This is a genomic window from Thermocrinis jamiesonii, assembly GCF_000702425.1.
GTDB classification, from domain to species: Bacteria; Aquificota; Aquificia; order Aquificales; family Aquificaceae; genus Thermocrinis; species Thermocrinis jamiesonii.
Window position 1 is genome coordinate 97,222 of record NZ_JNIE01000004.1, and the last position, 19,866, is coordinate 117,087.

Genomic DNA, 19,866 nt, shown 5'->3' on the forward strand with positions numbered 1-19,866 from the left:
CCCCTTGTTTAATTTAAGTCTTTGCTTGCGCATCTTATGTTAAATTATAACATTGTGCAGTTTGACAAATCGTTTTTGACAGCCGGTTTAAGATTTTTGTTATTTTTCTTCTTTACAACATATGCTCTGTTCTATGTTTCAGATTACATTACGAAGGCAGTTATAATAGTCCTTTCTGCAATTTACATAACTCTTTCCTTAACCGCCTACTTTTATCCTTGGACGTTAAAAAAAATAAAAGACTACTTTGACTATGTTTTTATCCTCCCCTTAGCTTTTCTATCAGGGGAGCCTGTGGCGGTTTTATCACTGCTGGTGCCAGCCCTATATACTTTTCCAAAAAGCTTAGTTCCTTTTTTAATTTCCGTTGTCTCCACCTGCTTTTTGCTCTGGTTTAACCTTGGTTTTAAGGGACTTTTATTCATACCTTTAGTCTTAGCTTTATCTATATCCCCCTCTTCTGTAGACCTTCTGAGAAGTCTTCAAAAAGAAAGGAAATACATCAAAAAACTAAGAGATTCCTACAGATCAATCCAAAGTGATTTAATGTCCCTTGAAAAGGAAAAAAGGGAAAAGGAAAGGCTGTTAGAACTGTTCAAACTGCTTGACAGACGAACACCAGAAGAGTATCTTAAGGGTATTAAGGAAATGTATGGTCTAAGGGCGATTAAAGTGTTAGCGCTTAAGGATAATTCTACCGAAGAGGTGTTAGCAGATTACCAAAAAATGGTATTTTCTGTGCCTGTAAAGTTAGAGCAGGGGAAAGCACTCGTGGTCTTTTATGTCAATCATCCTGCTGAACTGATGGATGAATCTCTTAAAAAAGAGCTGATTCAGTGTGCAAAACTGTTAAGTCTTTACATAGCAGGCTTTGAAGACAATTTAAGCAAAGAACAAGTTAAAATTGCAGTGTGAGGTAAAGCTATGGAAGTTTTGGAAAGGGAAGAAAAAAAGATTTTAGATCTGTCTGGTCTTATGTGTCCCTTGCCTATAGTGATAACTTCAGAAAACGTTAAAAGATTAAAGGAAGGTGATGTTATAAAGGTGATATCCACAGATCCCGGCTTTGAAAGGGACATATACAACTGGTGCAAGCAAACGGGAAACCAACTCCTAAGTATAAAAAAGGAAGATGGAAAGGTTATAGTGGAAATAAGGAAGATGTCCCATACATCAGAACCTTCCCTATGGTATTGGATAAAATTCCACTCCTTAGGAGTAAAGCTTCACGTGAGGCAGTTTCTAATGATGATAAACCCCTTTTCGGAAAAGCCAGATCATTTTATAACTTTTTCCGCAATATCGGAAGGAGTTAGGGCAGAAAAGTATCTGAAAGGAAGGGCAAAGCTAATACCCATACCGGACGAAATAGACCCAAGGTGTGGTGTGGTGCTTGCGGTAAAGGGAGAAGAGAAAGCAAAAAAAATATACCAAGAGCTTTCCAAGGAGGGCTTTTTTGTGGAAGCAATATACAGGAAAGAGGGTAAAAATTACAGGAGGATATACCCCTGAGCTTCTTGCAAGAAGTCCTTCTACATAAGAAAAGGACATTAAGAAAAGACAGAGATTACATAGACCTTTTGCAGGAAAAGATAAAAAGAAGGGATAGGTTTTTCTCCTTTGAAAGGGTGCTCAAAAGCTGTAGGACAAGGATAATAGCAGAGGTAAAAAAGGCGTCCCCCTCTGCAGGACTCATCAAAGAGGTTTCTCCAAGTGAGCAAGCTAAACTTTATCAAGAGGGTGGAGCGGTAGCCATTTCTGTCCTAACTGAAGACAAGTTCTTCAATGGTTCCTTGGAGGACTTAGAAGAGGTAAGAAACACTGTTTCTCTTCCCCTTTTGAGAAAGGACTTCATCTTTGATCCGGTGCAGGTTTTAGAAGCAAAAGCCTTTGGAGCGGATGCCATCCTTCTTATTGTTAGGATACTTGAGTATGAACGTTTGAGGGACCTTTTGGCTTACGCAGAAAGCTTAGGATTGGATGTCCTTGTGGAAGTTTTCAGTATAAAAGAGGCAGAAAGGGCCCTAAAGGCTGGAGCCAAGATCATAGGCATTAACAACAGAGACCTAAATACGCTTAAGGTGGATCTGAACCTTTCTAAGGAACTCGCTCCTAAGATCAAGCAGATGGGAGCAAAGTTTTTGATAGTGGAAAGCGGGATAGAAAACAGGGAACAGATCCTTGAGTTTGAGTCCTTAGGAGTGGATGCCTTTTTGGTCGGCACTGCTCTGATGAGGGAAAAGGATCCAGTTAGAAAGCTCAGGGAACTGCTCGGTTTTGTGGTATAATTGATTTACACCCAATTTCAAAGGAGGTTTTATCATGGACCTAGAAAGTAGGATTAAAGAAATTATAGCGGACCAACTTGGTGTAGAGGTGGAAAAGCTCAGGGATGATGCAAACTTTGTTCAAGACCTGGGAGCGGACTCTTTGGATGTGGTGGAATTGATTATGGCCTTTGAAGAAGAGTTCGGTATAGAAATACCAGACGAAGACGCTGAAAAAATAAGGACGGTGGGAGACGTTATAAATTACCTTAAGGAGAGAGTAAAAACTTGAACCGGAGGGTGGTAATAACCGGCCTTGGAATTGTAAGTCCCATAGGAACGGGTGTAGATAAATTTTGGAAAAACCTTGTTGCAGGAGTAAGCGGTGTAGACAGAATAAAAAGGTTTGATCCAGAAGAGATAGGTCTTAGCGTTCATATAGCTGCCGAGGTGAAGGATTTCAATCCGGAGCTTTACTTTGACAAAAAGGAAGCCCAAAAGGTCTCAGACTTTATAAAGTATGCGGTCGCAGCAGCAGAAGAAGCTATAAAGGACAGCGGACTGCTGGAAGACAAGTTTGATCCTTACAAAGTGGGTGTGATAATAGGCACGGGCATAGGTGGGCTGAGAGATATTGAAGAACAGCAAAAGATCCTTATGGAGAAAGGTCCAAGAAGAGTCTCACCCTTTTTCATACCTTACGGCATATCCAACATGGCAAGTGGGCTAATAGCCATAAGGTTTGGGCTAAAAGGTCCCAACTATTGCGTAGTCTCTGCCTGTGCTACCGGAAACCATTCTATAGGTGACGCCTTCAGGCTCATACAAAGGGGAGACATAGACATAGCCATAGCGGGTGGTTGTGAGAGTGCAATCACCCCCTTAGGTGTAGCTGGCTTTGCGTCCATGAGGGCATTATCTACCAGAAACCATGAACCACAAAAGGCTTCAAGACCCTTTGACGCAGAAAGAGATGGCTTTGTTATGGGAGAGGGCGCAGCCATACTGGTTTTGGAAGAGTATGAACACGCAAAAGCAAGGGGAGCAAAAATATACGCAGAGCTTGTGGGATACGGAGCAACAGACGATGCTTATCACATAACCGCTCCGTGTGCAGACGGAGAAGGCGCCTATATGTGTATGAAGCTTGCTTTAGAAGACGCAGGTATTCCGCCGGAAGAGGTAGATTACATAAACGCCCACGGAACTTCTACGCCTCTGAACGACAGAGCTGAAACTCTTGCTATAAAAGCCCTTTTTAAGGAGCATGCCTACAGGCTAAAGATCAGCTCAAATAAATCTATGGTGGGTCATCTTTTGGGAGCGGCGGGAGCATTAGAAGCGGTCGCTACGGTAAAAACCATTCAAGAAGGTATAATCCCACCTACGATAAATTTAGAAAATCCAGATCCGGAGTGTGATTTGGATTACACGCCAAACGTTGCAGTCAAAAAGGAGGTGAATGTGGCGATTTCCAATTCCTTTGGGTTTGGTGGCACTAATGCCTGCCTTGTTTTCAGAAAACTATAGAGAACTGCAGGAAAAAATAGGCTATTGCTTCAAAAACGTAAAGTATTTAGAAACTGCCCTTACCCACAGGTCATACAAAAACAGTGGAGAAAACTACGAGCTTTTGGAATTTCTGGGAGATTCTATAGTGAACTTCTTAGTAGTGTGTTTTCTGGTAGAAAATTTTCCTAACTACAAGGAGGGAACCTTGGCAAGCATAAAGGCATACCTTGTAAGTGAGGAGTTTCTCTCTTCCATATCGGAAGAACTGGGAATGCAAAATTACGTGAGAATATCGGGCAAAAGAAGGTTCATTAGTAGTTCTGTGTTGGCAGACTTATTTGAAGCACTTTTGGGTGCAATTTACATGGATTCTGGAGGAGACATGAACGGACTAAAGCAGTTGTTCTTTAAAAAGTACGGAGACAGACTAAGGGAGGTGGTGGAGAAGGAATTATACAAAAAAGACTACAAGACGCTCTTGCAAGAGCTTACGCAAAGCAAATGGAAAGAAAGACCCATTTACAGAGTGGTGGGAGTCAGTGGAAAAGAACACGAAAGGGTTTTTGAAGTTGAATGTTGTATAAGAGAATACAGAGCTATAGGAAGGGGGCGTAATAAAAAGGAAGCTCAACAAGAGGCAGCCAAAAAGGTTTATGAAATGCTTCAGAACGCATAAAAAGGTTTTGCCTATTTTATTTATAAACCAAACACTACAGGTTTGCCTTCTGCTACCTTTATCGGTGTTTTGTGTCTTAAAAGGTTCAAGGAAAATTCTAAGTTGTTGTATAAGGTTATGGAGTAGTTGTCCCAAAAAACACAGGTGCCTGCAAGGCAAAAGTAGCCTCCGCTTGTGGGAGCTATTTGTTCTGCAATCAAAAGGGTGTAGTTTCCCATATTAGAAACTGCGCTGTCTTCTGCTCTTACCACCACCTTTATATCCGGCATTAAAGGCTTTATGGACGCACTGCAGGCAAGCATAACCTTTTCTACATTCACCTCGTTTTTCTCATTTTTGTTATACCTTCTTATCTTTGAAGTGACTAAAAAGTATTTGTCTCCGTTGTGGTTGTTTATCTCATCTATTACTTCGTCTGGATTTAGCTCCATCCCAAATCTTCTGGCAAGGGAGTTGCAAGTATCTGCAATGTGGTCTTCGTTCTTGTAATATCCTCCCAGTATTACCTTCTTTCCCAGCTCCCACACCCAGCTTTCCACATCTTGCGCTTCTTTTTCCGTAAAGGGAATTTCTGGATAGTTAAACACTATGGTGTCATACTCTTTTAGCTTTTCCCAGTTATCTACTTCCTCTATGATTATGCCATTCTTTTCTGCTTCTTTTTGTAGTATTGAAAAGTAGTAATGGTCCGTGACAGTAAATTCTTGGTGAGTAATGCTCCAAGCGACTCTGGTTTCCATAGAGAAATATTTTAAAACATCTTTTCTGCCATATCTACCGCTTTAATAAGAGCCTTTGCTTTATTAACAGTTTCCAACCATTCTTTGTGCGGTTCTGAATCTGCCACAATGCCCGCACCCGCTTGGACAAAAACCTCTCCATTTATGCACACAAGGGTCCTTATGGCTATTGCCATGTCCATATTGCCTTCAAAAGATACATACCCTACGCTTCCTGCGTATATACCCCTTCTTTCTGGCTCTAATTCTTCTATTATTTGCATAGCTCTTACCTTTGGTGCGCCAGAGACAGTCCCTGCAGGAAAACAAGCTTTCAGAATGTCAAAGGGAGAAAGCCCTTCCAAAGCTTCCCCCTCTACATCGCTAACCAAATGCATGACATGAGAATATCGTTCCACCCTCATAAAGTCTTTTACCACCACAGTTCCCGGCTTGCAAACCCTTCCCAAATCGTTCCTACCCAAATCAACAAGCATCAGGTGTTCGGCCCTTTCCTTTTCATCCTTTAACAGCTCTTCCTCCAAAAGCTTATCTTCTTCTTCGTTTTTTCCTCTTCTTCTGGTGCCTGCTATGGGTCTTGTGAGCACTTTTCTTTGTTCTACTCTAACAAGAACTTCGGGAGAGGAACCCACTACCTGATATTCCAAAAAGTCCAGATAAAACATATAAGGTGAAGGGTTTAAAAATCTTAGCACCCTGTATATGTCCTCTGGATCTACCTTAAAACTTCTTTTGAACCTTTGAGATAGCACTACCTGTATTACATCGCCTTGAGCTATGTATTCCTTAGCTTTAAGCACAGCCTTTTCAAACTCTTCCTTTTTAAAGTTTGACTGCCAGATTGAAAGGTCAGGTTCCCTATCCTCGTAATGCTTCGGATAAACACATTCGTTATAGACCCTTTCTAAGACGTTTTCCACAAGGTCTTTTGCCTTGGAGTAACTTTCCTGCGCATCCTCTCCAACAAAGATGGGAGCCACCACCTTTATCTTACCGCTTAAGTTATCGTGTATCAAAACGCAGTCCGTCATAAAAAAGAAAACTTCCGGAAGATCCATAACCTTTGGCTTTTCAATCTTTATAGGCTCAAAAAACCTTATCACGTCGTAAGATACATAGCCCACCAACCCTCCCCAAAACCTTGGCAATCTTTGATCCTTATAAACTCTTAGATTTCTTAAAAGCTCCCTTGGATACTCAAAAGGATCCTTAGTTTCAAACTCTAACTTTTTACCTCCATCCCATACTTCAGCCCTTCCGTCTTTGAACTTGTAATACAGCCTTGAGCCAAAGGCTATGAAGGAAAACCTTCCCCACTTTACTCCACCTTCCGCACTTTCCAAAAGAGCCCTATACTGCCCTACACCCTTTAGCTTTAAAAAAAGACTAAGGGGTGTGTCTGTGTCTGCCAACCTTTCCACAAAAATTGGTATTACATCGTATTCCTTTGAGAGACTTTTAAACTCTTCAAAGCTTAAACTTAGCTCCACCTAAACTGCCTCAAAAATCTCAGATCGTTTTCGTAAAAAAGCTTTATGTTGTCTATCCCAAAGTAAAGCATGCACAATCTCTCCACTCCCATCCCAAAGGCAAAGCCTTGATAAAGCTCGCTGTCTATTCCGCAGTTTTCCAACACCTGAGGATGAACCATACCACAGCCCATAACTTCCAGCCAACCGCTACCCTTACAAACTCTACAACCTTTTCCACCACATACCAAACAACCAATATCTACCTCCGCTGAGGGTTCTGTAAAGGGAAAGTAAGAAGCCCTAAACCTTACGGGCACATCCGCCTCAAAAAACTCCCTCAAAAATTCCTCTATGGTATGCTTCATGTGTTTGAAGTTTGCACTCTCATCTACCACAAGCCCTTCCACCTGATGAAAGACGGGGGAATGGGTTGGGTCATCGTCCCTTCTATAAACCCTTCCGGGTGCTATCATATATATTGGCGGTTTTTGAGAAAGCATTACCCTTATTTGAACCGGAGAGGTGTGGGTCCTTAGAAGGTATCCTTCTTTATTTACATAGAATGTGTCTTGCATGTCCCTTGCGGGATGCTCCTTTGGAATGTTCAGGAAGTCAAAGTTATAGCTTTCAAGCTCCACCTCTGGACCTTCCTCCACAGAAAAACCCATACCCACAAATATGTCCTGAATTCTTTGCAAGGTTTGGGTTATAGGATGGATAGCTCCCGCATACTTAGGAAGACTAACGGTTAATTCTTGCCACTGTAAAGAAAGTTCTTTTTCTACTTTCTCCCTCCTAAGCCTATCCTCTGCACGCTTGAGGAGTTCTTCTACAAATTCCTTTATCCTGTTTAGCTTGGCTCCCTGTTCCCTTCTCTCTTCTGGAGATAGACTTACGATCTCCTTAAGTGCTAAGGTTATAAGCCCCTTTTTACCCAAGTATTTAGACTTCACTTGCTGAAGCTCTTGAAGGTTGGATACTTTGCCTATATCTTCTTGAGCTTGTTTTTCAATATCTTCTGGGTTCATGCGGTAGCTAACGCTTGTTTAGCGATTTCCACTATTTTAGAAAAACCTTCTGGATCCCTTATTGCCATCTCTGCTAACATCTTCCTGTTTAGCGTTATTCCCGCTTTTTTCAGACCATTCATAAACTTGCTGTAAGAAAGCCCGTAAGCTCTTACTGAAGCGTTGATTCTGGCTATCCAAAGTCTTCTGAACTGTCTTTTCCTTTGGCGCCTGTCTCTGTATTGATACTGCAGAGCTCTAAATACATACTCCTTTGCCCTTCTGTAGCTTGTGTGCTTTTTACCTCTAAATCCTTTAGCAAGCTTTAGGATCTTCTTCTTAAACTTTTTAGAGGATGGTCCCTTTACTCTCATAGTCGCCTCCTATAAATCAAGGGATTAAATTATAACACACTGTGTATTATAATCATTCCCTATGAAAAAAGTAGGGATAGTATTAGGAACAAAGCCCATAACACCCTTGGAGTTTTGGGTGGGAGTGGAAGCGGAAAGCTTGGTTCAGTTGGATGATGTGCTTTATGCAGAGTCGGAGGTCGGAAGCCAAAAGGTTAAATACTACGGCATAGTGCAAGAGGTGCAGAAATTTTTAGAAGGTGCTCAGTGGGTTTACGATGCCTATCTTGCAACGCAGGGCGTGATACCAATAAACATAGCTTACGTAGCAAAGGTATCTTTGACCAGGGTTGAGCCGGAAATCTTTATTCCACCCACACCGGGGGATCCTGTTTATATAGCCGAAGGTGAAGAGTTTGAAAAAGCCCTCTATTACGATCAGATGAAGGTAAAAATACCTGCAGGTCTTTCTCGGTCCGGAAAGGTAATATACCTCAATTATCACTTTTTGGACGGCACGGAAGGTGCTCATGTTTCTATCTCCGGCATGTCCGGTGTCGCAACTAAAACCTCCTATGCTCTGTTTTTGCTTTACTCCATCCTATACCACAGCAACGAAAGAAGGATAAACGCCATCATATTTAACGTAAAAGGCAAAGACCTTCTGTGGATAGACAAGAAAAACAAAAAACTCTCAAAAGAGGATGAGGAAGCTCTAAGAAAAATGGGCATGAAACCAGAACCGTTTAAAGACGTAAAGTTTTATGTCCCACCACACCCTGGAAACTACTCTAACCCAGACCCTGAACGTGATGACTTTATTCCGTTTTACTGGAGTATGCGGGAGTTTGCGCAGGAAGGACTCCTTAGGTTTATGTTCGTAGAAGAAGAAGAAACAAAGTCCCAGGTACCATACATTGTAGAGAGGATTGCAAACAAGCTTTACTACTTGGCAAAAGAAAGCCCAGAAGGCAGACTCTTAGACAGTTATGGCAGAGACATTGAATCACTTCAGGACTTAGAAGATAGACTTACGGAAGCAATAGAACAAGCAGAAGCGGGTGAAAGAGATTTATACAGGAAGTGGTTCGGTGATGCATCCATACAAACTGCCAGAGCCTTTCTTAGAAGGTTTTCAAGGTCCGCATTTCACATCAAAAGATTTATCCATCCTACCCAATCCAGTCCTATAAAATGGGAAGAAAACAAAGTCTCTGTTATAGATATAAGCGGTCTTCACAGCATAGCCCAGATGTTCATAGTGGGTGCTGTTCTGAAAAAGCTCTTTGAAGAGAAGGAAAATAGGTCTCATCCGTTCCCTAAGGTTTTTGTCGTTTTGGACGAATTAAACAAGTATGCACCTAAGGATGGGTGGAGTCCCATAAAGGATGTGGTTTTGGACATAGCGGAAAGGGGTAGAAGCTTGGGTGTTATACTAATAGGAGCTCAGCAAACCGCCAGCGAGATAGAAAAGAGGGTTCTTGCTAATTCCGCAATCAAGGTGGTAGGCCGTATGGATAGCAGTGAGCTTTTAAGTAAAGAGTATGAGTTTCTCACAAATAACTTCAGACAAAGGGCTTTGATTCTCAAAAAAGGGACTATGATACTGTGTCAGCCGGACATTCCTACGCCTCTGATGGTAAAATTTCCTAAGCCTCCTTGGGCAACAAGGAAACAGGAAGTGGAGGAGGAGGTGTATGTTCCAGAAGATTTTAATAATTTTTAGCTTACTATTTTGCTCATTTTCTTTTGGTGTTCAGGTAAGCTACAGAGAAGGAAATTATCCGGATAAAAAGCGTTTGGTTTTAGAGTTTGAAAAGAGGGTAGATTATAGAGTATTGCTCTTGGAGAATCCCAAAAGGATAGTCGTAGATGTTATGGAAGAGGTAAGACCACCCACAAACATAAAAGCGCGAGTTGGAAAGCACCCTTGGGGTACGCGCTTTGTCTTTGACACAGAATACTCTGAGGTAAAGGCCTTTTCTTTGGAAGATCCTTTTAGAATAGTCATAGATGTTTATAAAAACACGATTCCGGATGATGATCCACTCATAGCTATACTTGATCCAGTTGTGCTTAAGGTTATTGCTTATAGGGATACTAAAAACGTTGAAGGAAGGCTGATTTCTGAAAGAGCTAAAGGGACTATAATTACTCAAAGGAGAGTGATAGTTTTGGATGCGGGACACGGAGGACGTGATCCTGGTGCCATAGGATACAAAGGTATAAAGGAAAAGGATATAAACTTAGCCATTACTTTAAAGCTTGCTCAGCTTTTAAACAAAGATGGAAGGTTCAAAGTTATCTTAACCAGAAAAGACGATACATTTGTTGGGCTGGAGGAAAGGGCAAAGAAAGCTTTACGCAACAGGGCAGACCTGTTTGTAAGTATTCACGCTAATGCATCTCCAAAGGGAATTTCAGAACACGCTAAGGGAACAATGGTCTTTGCCATATCTTCCGAAGCAGCACAGAAGAAAAAGGAAGCTATTGTTAATAACGATAACTACGCTAAGCTTGCAATAGGAGTTTCTGACGTTCCCCTTAGTGTTAGGAGGATCATGGCGGATTTGGCGCTAGATGTAACGCTTTATGAAAGCGTCCAATTCGGAAACATACTCTCAAAAAAACTTAAAGCGCAGTTGGGGAGAGAAGTTGAGTTTAAGGGTATCCAAAGGGCTGGCTTTGCAGTGCTTAAAACACCTGGCATACCCTCTGTATTGGTAGAGGTAGGTTTCATAACCAACCCACAGGAGGCCCTTTTAATGAGTGATCCACAATTTCAGGAAAAATTCGCCAAAGCCATGTACGATGCAATCGTAGAATATTTCTTTCCAAACATTTAAATAACTAAGGAATCCCAAAGAGCTTATGAACCTGAGGTAGAACTCTTACAGTAAAGCCAAGTTTTAGCAAAGCGGTTTGCAGATTTAGAGCCTTTTCAAAAAAGACTAACTTATTTCCTTCCGGCTGAAGAACTACCTTTCCTTCTTCAAGTAGTCTTCTAAACTCTTCCTTCAGTAACACATCTTGACTTAACACATCATCAACCACAAACTTAAGCTCTTTGGCATACTGAATTATCTTTGGATGAACGAACCAGTTGGCTGTCCATTTGGGAGAACACGTTATATGGAGCTGTTCTGCAAATCTCTCCAAACCTTTTTGCCACAGAGTTCCATTTGTTTCTATCTGCACGAAGTATCCCTTTGATATTAGCTCTTCCACCAAGAAAGTTAGTCCCTCTTGCGCTAATGGCTCTCCACCTGTGATCACCACGTGTTTGATCGGATATTCGGACAGATGAGCCAGAAGGCTGTCTATTGGCACAGACTGTTCTTTTGAAAAAGGTAAAGCTGAAGGTTGATCACACCAAGGACACCTTAAGTTGCACCCTTGGAATCTCACAAACAAAGCGGGAAGGCCCATAAGGAGCCCTTCACCTTGTATAGATGCATAAACTTCATTTATGTTTAAATAGATGGTTTTTCCAGTTTCACTTCGTAGCATTCTATTATGTCTCCTACTTTTACGTCGTTGTAATCTTTGAGTTTTACTCCGCATTCAAAACCTCTTGCGACCTCTTGCACATCTTCTTTGAACCTTTTGAGACTCTCTATCTTGCCTGTGTAGATCACAACTCCGTTTCTCACAAGCCTTGCGTTAGCATTGCGCACTATTTTGCCTTCAAGCACGTAACAACCTGCTACAGTTCCCACTCCCTTTATCTTGAAGGTCGCTCTGACTTCCGCTGAACCAAGGGTAACTTCCTTTTCTACAGGTTTTAGCATACCTTTGAGAGCATTTTTGACATCCTCTATAGCCTCGTATATGATGCTGTACAGTTTGATATCCACCTTCTCCTTTTCCGCTGCTTCCTTAGCCTTTACGTCTGGCCTTACGTTAAAGCCTATTATCACCGCTTGGCTTGCCTTTGCCAGCATAACGTCGCTCTCCGTGATTCCCCCAACCGCACCGTGTATTATCTTTACTCCAACTTCAGGAGTTGATAATTCTGTTAAAGACTTCTTCAATGCTTCCAAGGATCCCACCGTGTCAGTTTTGAGGATCACCTTCAGCTCTTTTAGTTCTCCCTCCTGTATTTTCTTAAATACATCCTCAAGCATAATGCCTTTAGATAGCTTTTCCTGTTGCTCTTTCTTGATTTTTCTCATCTCAGCTATCTGTCTTGCCTTTTTCTCGTTCTCCACCACTCTAAAGGTATCACCAGCCATAGGCAAATCTTCAAAGCCAAGCACCTCCACTGGCATAGAGGGACCTGCTTCTTTTACCCTCCTTCCCTTATCGTCAAACATTGCCCTTATCTTACCATAAACTGTACCAGCTACTATAACATCCCCCACCTTCAAAGTCCCTTCTTGAACTAACAAGGTTGCCACAGGCCCCTTCTGTTTGTCCAGCTTAGACTCTATAACCGTTCCCTTAGCAGGTCCTTCATACCTTGCCTTTAGCTCCAAAATTTCTGCCAACAAAAGTATGTATTCCAAAAGACTGTCTATGTTCTGTCCTGTTTTTGCGGAAACATCCACAAAGATAGTATCACCTCCCCATTCCTCGGGAATTAGTCCAAGTTCAGAAAGTTCTCTGCGCACCCTCTGAGGATCCGCTTCAGGCTTATCTATCTTATTTACCGCTACTATTATGGGCACATTAAAGGCTCTGGCGTGGTTTATAGCTTCAACAGTTTGAGGCATAACTCCGTCATCAGCTGCAACCACCAAAACCGCAATATCGGTTACCTGCGACCCTCTTGCCCTCAAAGAGGTAAAAGCTTCATGTCCAGGTGTATCCAAGAAGGTTATCTTTCTACCGTCCTGCAGTTCCACTACAGAAGCACCTATATGCTGAGTTATTCCACCCTTTTCTCTTTGGGCTACGTTAGTCTTTCTTATTGCATCAAGCAAAGTAGTCTTTCCGTGATCCACGTGTCCCATAACAACCACTATAGGTGGCCTGGGAAGTTTTTCCCCCTCTTCGATTGTCTCTTCCTCTAAAACCTCTTGCTCTTCTTTTTTTATCTCTGCTAAGAAACCAAGAGATTCAGCAATTTGAACCGCCAATTCTGGAGGAACACTTTGATTTATCGTAGCAAGCACTCCCCTTTTTAGTAACTCTGTTATGATTACGTTGGGAGAAGTTTTTAAAAGCTCCGAAAGTTCCCTTACTGTGATGATCTCTGGAATTTGCACGATCTTAATCTCCTCTTCTTTTTCTTCCTTTTTCTTTTTTTCAACCTTTTTTTCAATCTGCTGTTCCAACTTCTTTAAAGCCTGCTGTTCCTCCTTGCTTATCTTTTTCTCCTCTCTTTTTGGTTTTTCTTCTGCCTTTTCCTCTTTTGGTGGTGGAGGTGGAGGTGGAGACATTGTCTGCTGGAAGGTTTGCATAGGCTTTTCCGCAGGGGCAGTCTTTCTTTTCTCCTTAATTTCTGTCTTTGCTGGGGACTTTTGTTTTTCCTCCGCAGAAGGTTCTTGGAAAATCTTTTGTTCTTCCTCTAATTTTTGTTGTTCGGACTTTTCCTTTTCAAAGTAGTCCAGTATTATCTGGACTTCTTCATCTTCTAAGTAAGCAAAGTTTCCCTTGTTTATGCCCCATTCCTTTAGAACCTTTTGTATTTCCTTTACTTTTACACCTAAGTTCTTAGCTAACTCTTGCACTCTAATTTTTCCCATACCATATAATTCTAAACCAGAGTTTGATGTTGTTCAAAAAACTCATCGGGGCATCCTCAAGTGCTACTGAAGTTTGCGATATAGCACAAACAAAGAAAACATTCCAAAAATCGCGGAAGACAACAACAAAAACACATGAAAGACAAAGGCAAGCTTTATCCCGCCCATCAAAGACTCTCCGAAAAGTTTTTGGGGTATGGAAAAACTAAGCTCATACGTGCCAAATCCGCCAAAGCTATGAATTGGTAGGATCGTGCTTAGCTCTCCACCTAAAAAGCTTAAAAACAGCATCACAGAAGGCTCCAAACTCACCAAAAAAACAAGGCTTGAGAATTTCAAAAGGCTGGAGCAAAGAGAAAGAAAAAAGCTAATCGCAAAGTTAAAAAAACCTACCTGAAGGCTTTTGAGCTTTGCAAGTGGAAAATAGGAAAGAAAAGAAAAAAACACAAGCAAGAAAGGGACCAAGTAAAGGTTTAGCCTGCCTTCTTTCAAAGCATAAAAAAAAGAAAGGAGCACAAACAAAGCAAGCAAGTCCATAAGTCTTCCCAACAGAAAAACTCCAAGAGACCTTTTGAACTCCACACCCATAGCTTTTGAGTAGTAAAACCAGCTTAGCTCTCCAGTCCTTGCGGGTAGTAAGTTGTTCAAAAACACGTTAGCACTGTTCACAAGAAAGGTCTGAAAAAAAGACAGGTCTTTCAGAAGAAGCTTCCACCTTATGGTCCTTGCAAGATGGCTTAGTCCATAAAAGGCAAAGGCAATAGCAAGGTTTTGCAAAGAGACAAGGCTCAAAAAGTTAAAAATTTCCTCCGGTGGAAGAAAGTAAAAAAGTAATACAAAAAAGGTTAAAGAAACTAAAAACGGAGAGAGCTTTTTCAATCCTCTGGCACGTCGTGGATCACTATTCTCTTTCCAGCCATTCTTGAAAGAATTTCTACTGCTACCTCTACACCAGAGCCTGCGCAAGAGGTAAAGTGGGAGCTGATCCCAGCCAAGGTTCCAACCACAAACAGGTTTGGCATTACTTCGTAGTTTTCGTGCTTTATCATCACCCTTCCTGGTTTTGGAGACTTAGGATTTTCCAATACCTCAAAGTCTATACCTTTTATGCTAAACTCCTTAAACCCACCCGCAAGCACAACGTACCTGCCTACGTATTCCTTACCCTCTTCTGTGATTACTCTGTAAGCTTCTCCATCCCTTCTTATCTCCACCACCTTCTCCTGCAAGAATTCCACACCACCCCATTCTTCTATTTGCTTTCTAATAACCTGCAAAAGTTCTGTACCGCGCATTGGCTGGAGTCCTGGGACGTTTTTCAAGTACGCTTTGTGTAGGTCTGACTCGTTTTTATCAAAAATTAGATATTTTTTGTCTTCTGCCCAGCTCCAACCTCTTCCTCTTGAAGAGACCAAGGTTAAAGCACAAGCTAACCCACTTGCTCCACCACCAACTATGATCACATCATACATGATAAATATTATACCCTTTCAAACACAAGATTTCCATTTTCATATTCCACACGCACTCTGTCCCCTTCCTTTATTTCACCCTTTATTATCTTCTCTGCCAAAGGATTCTCTAAGTATCTCTGAAGGGTTCTCTTCAAGGGCCTTGCGCCGTAAGCAGGTTCGTATCCTAACTTAACCAAATGTTTCTTAGCTTCTTCCGATAGCTCTATACTTATGTTCTTCTCCGCAAGACGTTTGTTAATGTTGGCTATTAGCAGGTCTATTATCTGAAGTAGTTCCTTCATGGTCAAAGGCTTGAAGACTATAATCTCGTCTATCCTGTTTAGAAACTCTGGCCTAAAGTAGTATCTCAGTTCCTCTAACACTTTTTCTTTGGCCTTTTCAAACTCCTCCTCTATCTTCTTTTCTTCTCCATCAAGGGGAAGGCTGAGAAGATATTGGGAGCCTATGTTGGAGGTCATGATGATAACCGTATTTCTAAAATCTACCGTTCTTCCGTGTGAATCTGTCAGCCTTCCGTCGTCCAGCACTTGCAAAAATAGGTCAAAGACCCTGGGATGAGCTTTTTCTACTTCGTCTAAAAGAAGCACAGAGTATGGTTTTCTTCTTACTGCTTCTGTGAGTTTTCCGCCTTCTTCATAGCCCACGTATCCTGGAGGAGCGCCTATGAGCTTTGCTACGCTATGTTCTTCTTTAAACTCAGACATATCAAGTCTTATAAGAGCGTCCTCTTCTCCAAAAAGAAGTTCTGCCAGTGCTTTTGAAAGCTCCGTCTTTCCTACACCGGTGGGACCCAAAAACAGGAAACTGGCTATGGGTCTCTTTGGATCCTTCAGTCCTGCCCTTGCCCTTCTTATAGCCTGTGCTACCGCCCTAACCGCATGTTCTTGGTCTATAACTCTTTTGTGAAGCTCTTCTTCAAGCCTTAACAGCCTTTCCATCTCTTCTTCTTTTAGCTTGGAGAGGGGAATTCCGGTCCATTCAGAAACCACTTGGGCAACGTCTTCTGCACTAACTACCAACTGTTGGCTTTTGGCACTTTCTAACTCTTTAAGTTCCTTTTCAAGTTTGATCTTTTCTATCTTTAAGTTTGCTTCTCTTTCGTAGTCTCCCTTTTCGGAAGCTTTGATAATTTCGCTGTCTAACTCTTCCATCCTTCTTTTGATTTCTTGGATCCTAAGGTCCGCGCTTCCCAATTTGGAAAGTAGATCCTGCTTTTCCTTCTCAAGCTGGACTTTCTTTATCTTCAGTTGGGCTTCCTTTTCGTAGTCTCCTTCAAGAAAAGCCTTTTGGATCTCCTCATCAAGAGCTTTTATCTTTCTTTCAAGCTCTTGAACCTCCGGAGGGACAGAAATCACCGAAAGCTTTTTCCTTGCGCAGGCCTGATCCAAAGCATCTATAGCTTTGTCCGGTAGTTTTCTAAAGGTAACAAACCTTTTGGTTAGCTTTACCGCACTCTCTATGGCTTCATCCGATATTTTCACCTTGTGATGGTTTTCCAATCTTGGGCGCAGACCTTTAAGGATCTCTATAGTTTCTTCTTCGCTGGGTTCATCTACGTATATAGGTTGGAACCTCCTTTCCAAAGCAGGGTCCTTTTCTATGTACTTTCTGTATTCATCTACGGTAGTAGCACCAATAAGCCTTATCTCACCCCTTGCCAAGGCAGGCTTTAGCATGTTCCCTGCATCCAAAGAACCCTCAGCCCTTCCAGCACCAACCACCGTGTGAATTTCATCTATAAACAGTATTACGTTAGACTTCTGTTTTACTTCTTCCAAAAGGCTTTTCAGCCTCTCTTCAAACTCACCCCTATATTTGGAACCTGCCACCAAGGAACCCATGTCTATGGCTATAATCTCTTTGTCCTGTAGCTCTGCTGGAACCTCCTTGTTGGCTATTCTTTGGGCCAGTCCTTCCACTATGGCAGTTTTTCCCACACCTGGGTCACCCACCAAAACTGGATTGTTTTTGGACTTCCTCAAAAGCACTTCTATAACCTGATTTATCTCCCTTTCTCTGCCTATAACCGGGTCCAACTTACCTTCCTTGGCAAGCTGAGTCAGGTTTGTACCAAACCTTTCCAACGCAGAGCGTTCTTCCTCTTTCAACTCTTGGCTTACGTCCTTCATCTTTTCACCTCCTAAGCTTTCTTTTAATAGTTTATTACCTACCGATTCCTCCACTTCAAGCAAAGCGCTGGCTATGTGATAGGGTTCTACCTGTGCCTTTCCCTCTTCCACCGCAAGGTCCTGCGCTCTTTCCATCACCTTTACGAGGTTCTGAGAATAGTCAAAAGCTGGCACAATACCAAACACCTTCTGATAGACTATGTCTTTGAACCTCTCAGGAGACAACCCAATCTCTTTTAGCTGTTCCAAAACAGGAGATTGTTCTAAAGCCTTTTTAACCAAACCATCTATGGAAAGTTTATTTTCCAAGAAAGCTTTAACATCCTCCTGTCTAAAGACTCCAGTCAAACTCTTCTCTACGCTATCCAACTGAGCCCTATATTGGGATTCTATCCTTTCAAGCCTTGCGTATTCTACCTCCAACTCCCTAAGGCTCCAGTAGTCCCCATACCTTCTTGCCCTATCTAACTCCCTTTTTAGCTCCTCTTTTGCCCTTTTTAGCCTTTCCAACTCTATTTGAACTTGTCCTATGTCCGACTTTATCTGCATTATCTTGCTTCTTAGGTCTATAAGGTGCTTAGCTTCTTGTTCCGCTACCTTTTGAATTTGGGACTTTACCTTGTTTAGATAATCTCCGATCCTTTTGAGAAACTCTTTTGGCTCAATCCCCCTCCTTTCAAGATATTTTCTAAGAGCGGACTTCTCATCAGCAAGCATTACCAAAAGCAGATGGTCTGTATCCACTTTAGTGTCCTGCTGAGATCTTGCCAACTCCTTTGCTCTGTTTAGGTATTCCAAAGACTTTGCAGAAAGCATATTTTCACTGAACATCCTTATCCTCCAAATTGATATTACTGTTAATAATTGTTAATAATAATCTTTAGTGAGTTATTGTCAAGTTTTTCAGACTGTCACCTGTTTTACAAACAAGATCTCCGGAAGCTTTTTAATTTCCTCCAGCACCTCTTCTGGCACTTGATCATCCAAGTTTAGAATCCCAAGGGCTATCCCACCTTTTCTTTCTCTTCCAAGCCTAAATCCTGCAATATTTACATTTGCTTTTCCAAGCATGGTCCCTATCTTTCCTATTACCCCTGGCACGTCTTTGTTTTCAAACAAAAGCATTATCCCTTCAGGCTCTACATCCACTCTGTATTTGTCTATCTGCACGATGCGTGGAATATTGCCTTCCAACACAGTGCCAACTACTACCTTTTCAGTGCCATCTGACTTGGCAACAACTTTTACGTAGTGCTTAAAATCTACCGTTTCCGTAGATGTTAGTTCCTCAACTTTTAAACCTCTGTCTCTGGCTACATAGCTTGCATTTATTATGTTTATTGGAAAATCCACAATCTCTTTTAGGATCCCCATCAAAACCGCAGAAGCTATGGGATGAAAGTGTTCTGCAATGTCTCCTCTAACCTCTATATGCACCTCCTTTATTCCTTCTTCAGCCCATTGCACCAAAAATTTACCCATTTTCTCAGCCAGATCCAAGTGAGGCTTTATGAGAGTAAGCACAGAAAGGTCTGGAAAGGGAGCATTCACCGCATATTCTACTGTTTGACCCCTAAGGGCTTTAACAACCTGCTGAGCTATTATAACTGCCACATTTTCTTGAGATTCGTAAGTATTAGCTCCTATGTGAGGTGAGAGGGAAACGTTGGGAAATTTTTTGAGCTTTTCTATAAACTCATAAGGTGGAGGTTCCACTGAATAGACATCCAGTCCTACTCCCCCAAGCTTACCTGTCTCTAAAGCCCAAATTAAATCTTCGTCCTTTACTATTCCACCTCTTGCACAGTTGATCAATATGGCTCCATCCTTCATCAGTTCAAACTCTTTCCTCGTTATCATATGTTTGGTTTCGTGTGTCAGCGGAGCGTGAATAGTTAGAATATCCACCTGTTTTAACATTTCTCTCAAATCATCAAAGAGTTTTACCCCAAGTCTTTCGGCCTTTTCCTTTGGAATGTATGGATCATAAGCAAAAACCTTCATTCCGAAGGCTTTGCACCTGATAGCTACCTGAGAACCGATATTTCCCAAACCTATTATTCCTAAGGTTTTTCCGTATAACTCTGTTCCCATAAACTTCTTTCTATCCCACTTCCCCTCCAGCATGGAGTTATGAGCCATATGAAAGTTTCTTATAACGCATAACATGTGGGCTATGGTAAGCTCTGTAGCACCTATAGTATTTGCACCGGGTGTGTTTATAACTAAAATGCCCCTTTTTGAAGCTTCCTCAATATCTATGTTATCCACACCTACGCCAGCTCTTCCAATCACCTTCAAGTTTTCTGCTCTTTCCAGAAGCTCCGCAGTAACCGGTGTTCTGCTTCTTGTTATTATGCAGTCATATCCCTTTACCACCTCCAAAAGCTCCTGATAGGTAATATCCGGTTCATAATCTACCTCAAAGTCTTGTTCCCTTCTCAGTATCTCAATACCCTTTTCTGAAATGGGATCTGTAATAAGAATTCTAAACATAGGAAACCTCCTTCAGTTTAAAATAAGTTATTATATTACATAGTTTTAA

At 41.7% G+C, this 19,866-nt stretch carries 18 protein-coding genes; 8 read left to right on the forward strand and 10 right to left on the reverse strand.

Translation table 11 applies throughout. From position 1 onward, the window contains the following. The first annotated feature begins 75 nt into the window (after positions 1–75). Genes K217_RS0104735 through rnc form a run of 6 tightly spaced genes read left to right on the forward strand, consistent with a single transcriptional unit; the run spans position 76 to position 4,455 of the window. Positions 76–915, forward strand: coding sequence for a hypothetical protein (locus K217_RS0104735; protein WP_197017593.1), 840 nt, complete (start codon positions 76–78; stop codon positions 913–915). 9 nt (positions 916–924) lie between these two features. After that, complete coding sequence (locus K217_RS0104740; protein ID WP_029551985.1) at positions 925–1,512, forward strand: sulfurtransferase TusA family protein; 588 nt, start codon at positions 925–927, stop codon at positions 1,510–1,512. A 5-nt stretch (positions 1,513–1,517) separates the two neighbouring features. Beyond that, on the forward strand, positions 1,518–2,288 hold the full coding sequence (trpC, locus tag K217_RS0104745) for an indole-3-glycerol phosphate synthase TrpC (protein ID WP_338065580.1): 771 nt from the start codon (positions 1,518–1,520) through the stop codon (positions 2,286–2,288). Between the two features lie 34 nt (positions 2,289–2,322). After that, positions 2,323–2,559, forward strand: coding sequence for an acyl carrier protein (locus tag K217_RS0104750; protein WP_029551987.1), 237 nt, complete (start codon positions 2,323–2,325; stop codon positions 2,557–2,559). After that, complete coding sequence (gene fabF, locus K217_RS0104755; protein ID WP_029551988.1) at positions 2,556–3,797, forward strand: beta-ketoacyl-ACP synthase II; 1,242 nt, start codon at positions 2,556–2,558, stop codon at positions 3,795–3,797. Before K217_RS0104750 ends, fabF begins: the two co-directional genes overlap by 4 nt. Then, positions 3,769–4,455, forward strand: coding sequence for a ribonuclease III (gene rnc / locus K217_RS0104760; protein ID WP_029551989.1), 687 nt, complete (start codon positions 3,769–3,771; stop codon positions 4,453–4,455). The genes fabF and rnc overlap by 29 nt, the downstream gene beginning before the upstream one ends. Before the next feature lie 20 nt (positions 4,456–4,475). Here the strand turns inward: rnc and K217_RS0104765 are convergent, their stop codons facing one another. Genes K217_RS0104765 through rplT form a run of 4 tightly spaced genes read right to left on the reverse strand, consistent with a single transcriptional unit; the run spans position 4,476 to position 8,048 of the window. Next, the gene (locus tag K217_RS0104765; protein WP_029551990.1) at positions 4,476–5,195 is read right to left on the reverse strand and encodes a hypothetical protein; all 720 of its coding nucleotides are present in this window, start codon (positions 5,193–5,195) and stop codon (positions 4,476–4,478) included. A gap of 11 nt (positions 5,196–5,206) precedes the next feature. Then, positions 5,207–6,685 carry an anthranilate synthase component I gene (gene trpE / locus K217_RS0104770; protein WP_029551991.1) on the reverse strand — a complete coding sequence of 493 codons (1,479 nt, stop codon included), beginning with the start codon at positions 6,683–6,685 and terminating at the stop codon, positions 5,207–5,209. After that, the gene (gene pheS / locus K217_RS0104775; RefSeq protein WP_029551992.1) at positions 6,676–7,695 is read right to left on the reverse strand and encodes a phenylalanine--tRNA ligase subunit alpha; all 1,020 of its coding nucleotides are present in this window, start codon (positions 7,693–7,695) and stop codon (positions 6,676–6,678) included. The genes trpE and pheS overlap by 10 nt, the downstream gene beginning before the upstream one ends. Further along, positions 7,692–8,048, reverse strand: a complete 357-nt coding sequence (gene rplT / locus K217_RS0104780) for a 50S ribosomal protein L20 (protein ID WP_029551993.1) — start codon at positions 8,046–8,048, stop codon at positions 7,692–7,694. Before rplT ends, pheS begins: the two co-directional genes overlap by 4 nt. Before the next feature lie 61 nt (positions 8,049–8,109). Here rplT and K217_RS0104785 point away from each other — a divergent pair, with 61 nt between their 5' ends. Beyond that, positions 8,110–9,753, forward strand: a complete 1,644-nt coding sequence (locus K217_RS0104785; RefSeq protein WP_029551994.1) for an ATP-binding protein — start codon at positions 8,110–8,112, stop codon at positions 9,751–9,753. Continuing rightward, positions 9,725–10,873: an N-acetylmuramoyl-L-alanine amidase gene (locus K217_RS0104790; protein ID WP_029551995.1), complete on the forward strand. Its 1,149-nt coding sequence runs from the start codon at positions 9,725–9,727 to the stop codon at positions 10,871–10,873. Before K217_RS0104785 ends, K217_RS0104790 begins: the two co-directional genes overlap by 29 nt. A gap of 4 nt (positions 10,874–10,877) precedes the next feature. On the opposite strand, the gene K217_RS0104795 is transcribed toward K217_RS0104790, so the two are convergent. From K217_RS0104795 to serA, 6 genes are all read right to left on the reverse strand, one after another. Further along, the gene (locus tag K217_RS0104795; protein ID WP_029551996.1) at positions 10,878–11,537 is read right to left on the reverse strand and encodes a 7-carboxy-7-deazaguanine synthase QueE; all 660 of its coding nucleotides are present in this window, start codon (positions 11,535–11,537) and stop codon (positions 10,878–10,880) included. Then, complete coding sequence (infB, locus tag K217_RS0104800; RefSeq protein ID WP_029551997.1) at positions 11,501–13,717, reverse strand: translation initiation factor IF-2; 2,217 nt, start codon at positions 13,715–13,717, stop codon at positions 11,501–11,503. The genes K217_RS0104795 and infB overlap by 37 nt, the downstream gene beginning before the upstream one ends. Positions 13,718–13,780: 63 nt before the next feature. Then, complete coding sequence (locus tag K217_RS0104805; protein ID WP_029551998.1) at positions 13,781–14,596, reverse strand: lysylphosphatidylglycerol synthase domain-containing protein; 816 nt, start codon at positions 14,594–14,596, stop codon at positions 13,781–13,783. Next, the gene (locus K217_RS0104810) at positions 14,593–15,189 is read right to left on the reverse strand and encodes an FAD-dependent oxidoreductase (protein WP_231476994.1); all 597 of its coding nucleotides are present in this window, start codon (positions 15,187–15,189) and stop codon (positions 14,593–14,595) included. The genes K217_RS0104805 and K217_RS0104810 overlap by 4 nt, the downstream gene beginning before the upstream one ends. Before the next feature lie 8 nt (positions 15,190–15,197). After that, positions 15,198–18,152 (reverse strand): AAA family ATPase, encoded by a 2,955-nt coding sequence (locus tag K217_RS0104815; RefSeq protein ID WP_029552000.1) that lies wholly within the window; start codon positions 18,150–18,152, stop codon positions 15,198–15,200. A gap of 72 nt (positions 18,153–18,224) precedes the next feature. Then, complete coding sequence (serA, locus tag K217_RS0104820) at positions 18,225–19,817, reverse strand: phosphoglycerate dehydrogenase (protein WP_029552001.1); 1,593 nt, start codon at positions 19,815–19,817, stop codon at positions 18,225–18,227. Positions 19,818–19,866 lie beyond the last annotated feature (49 nt).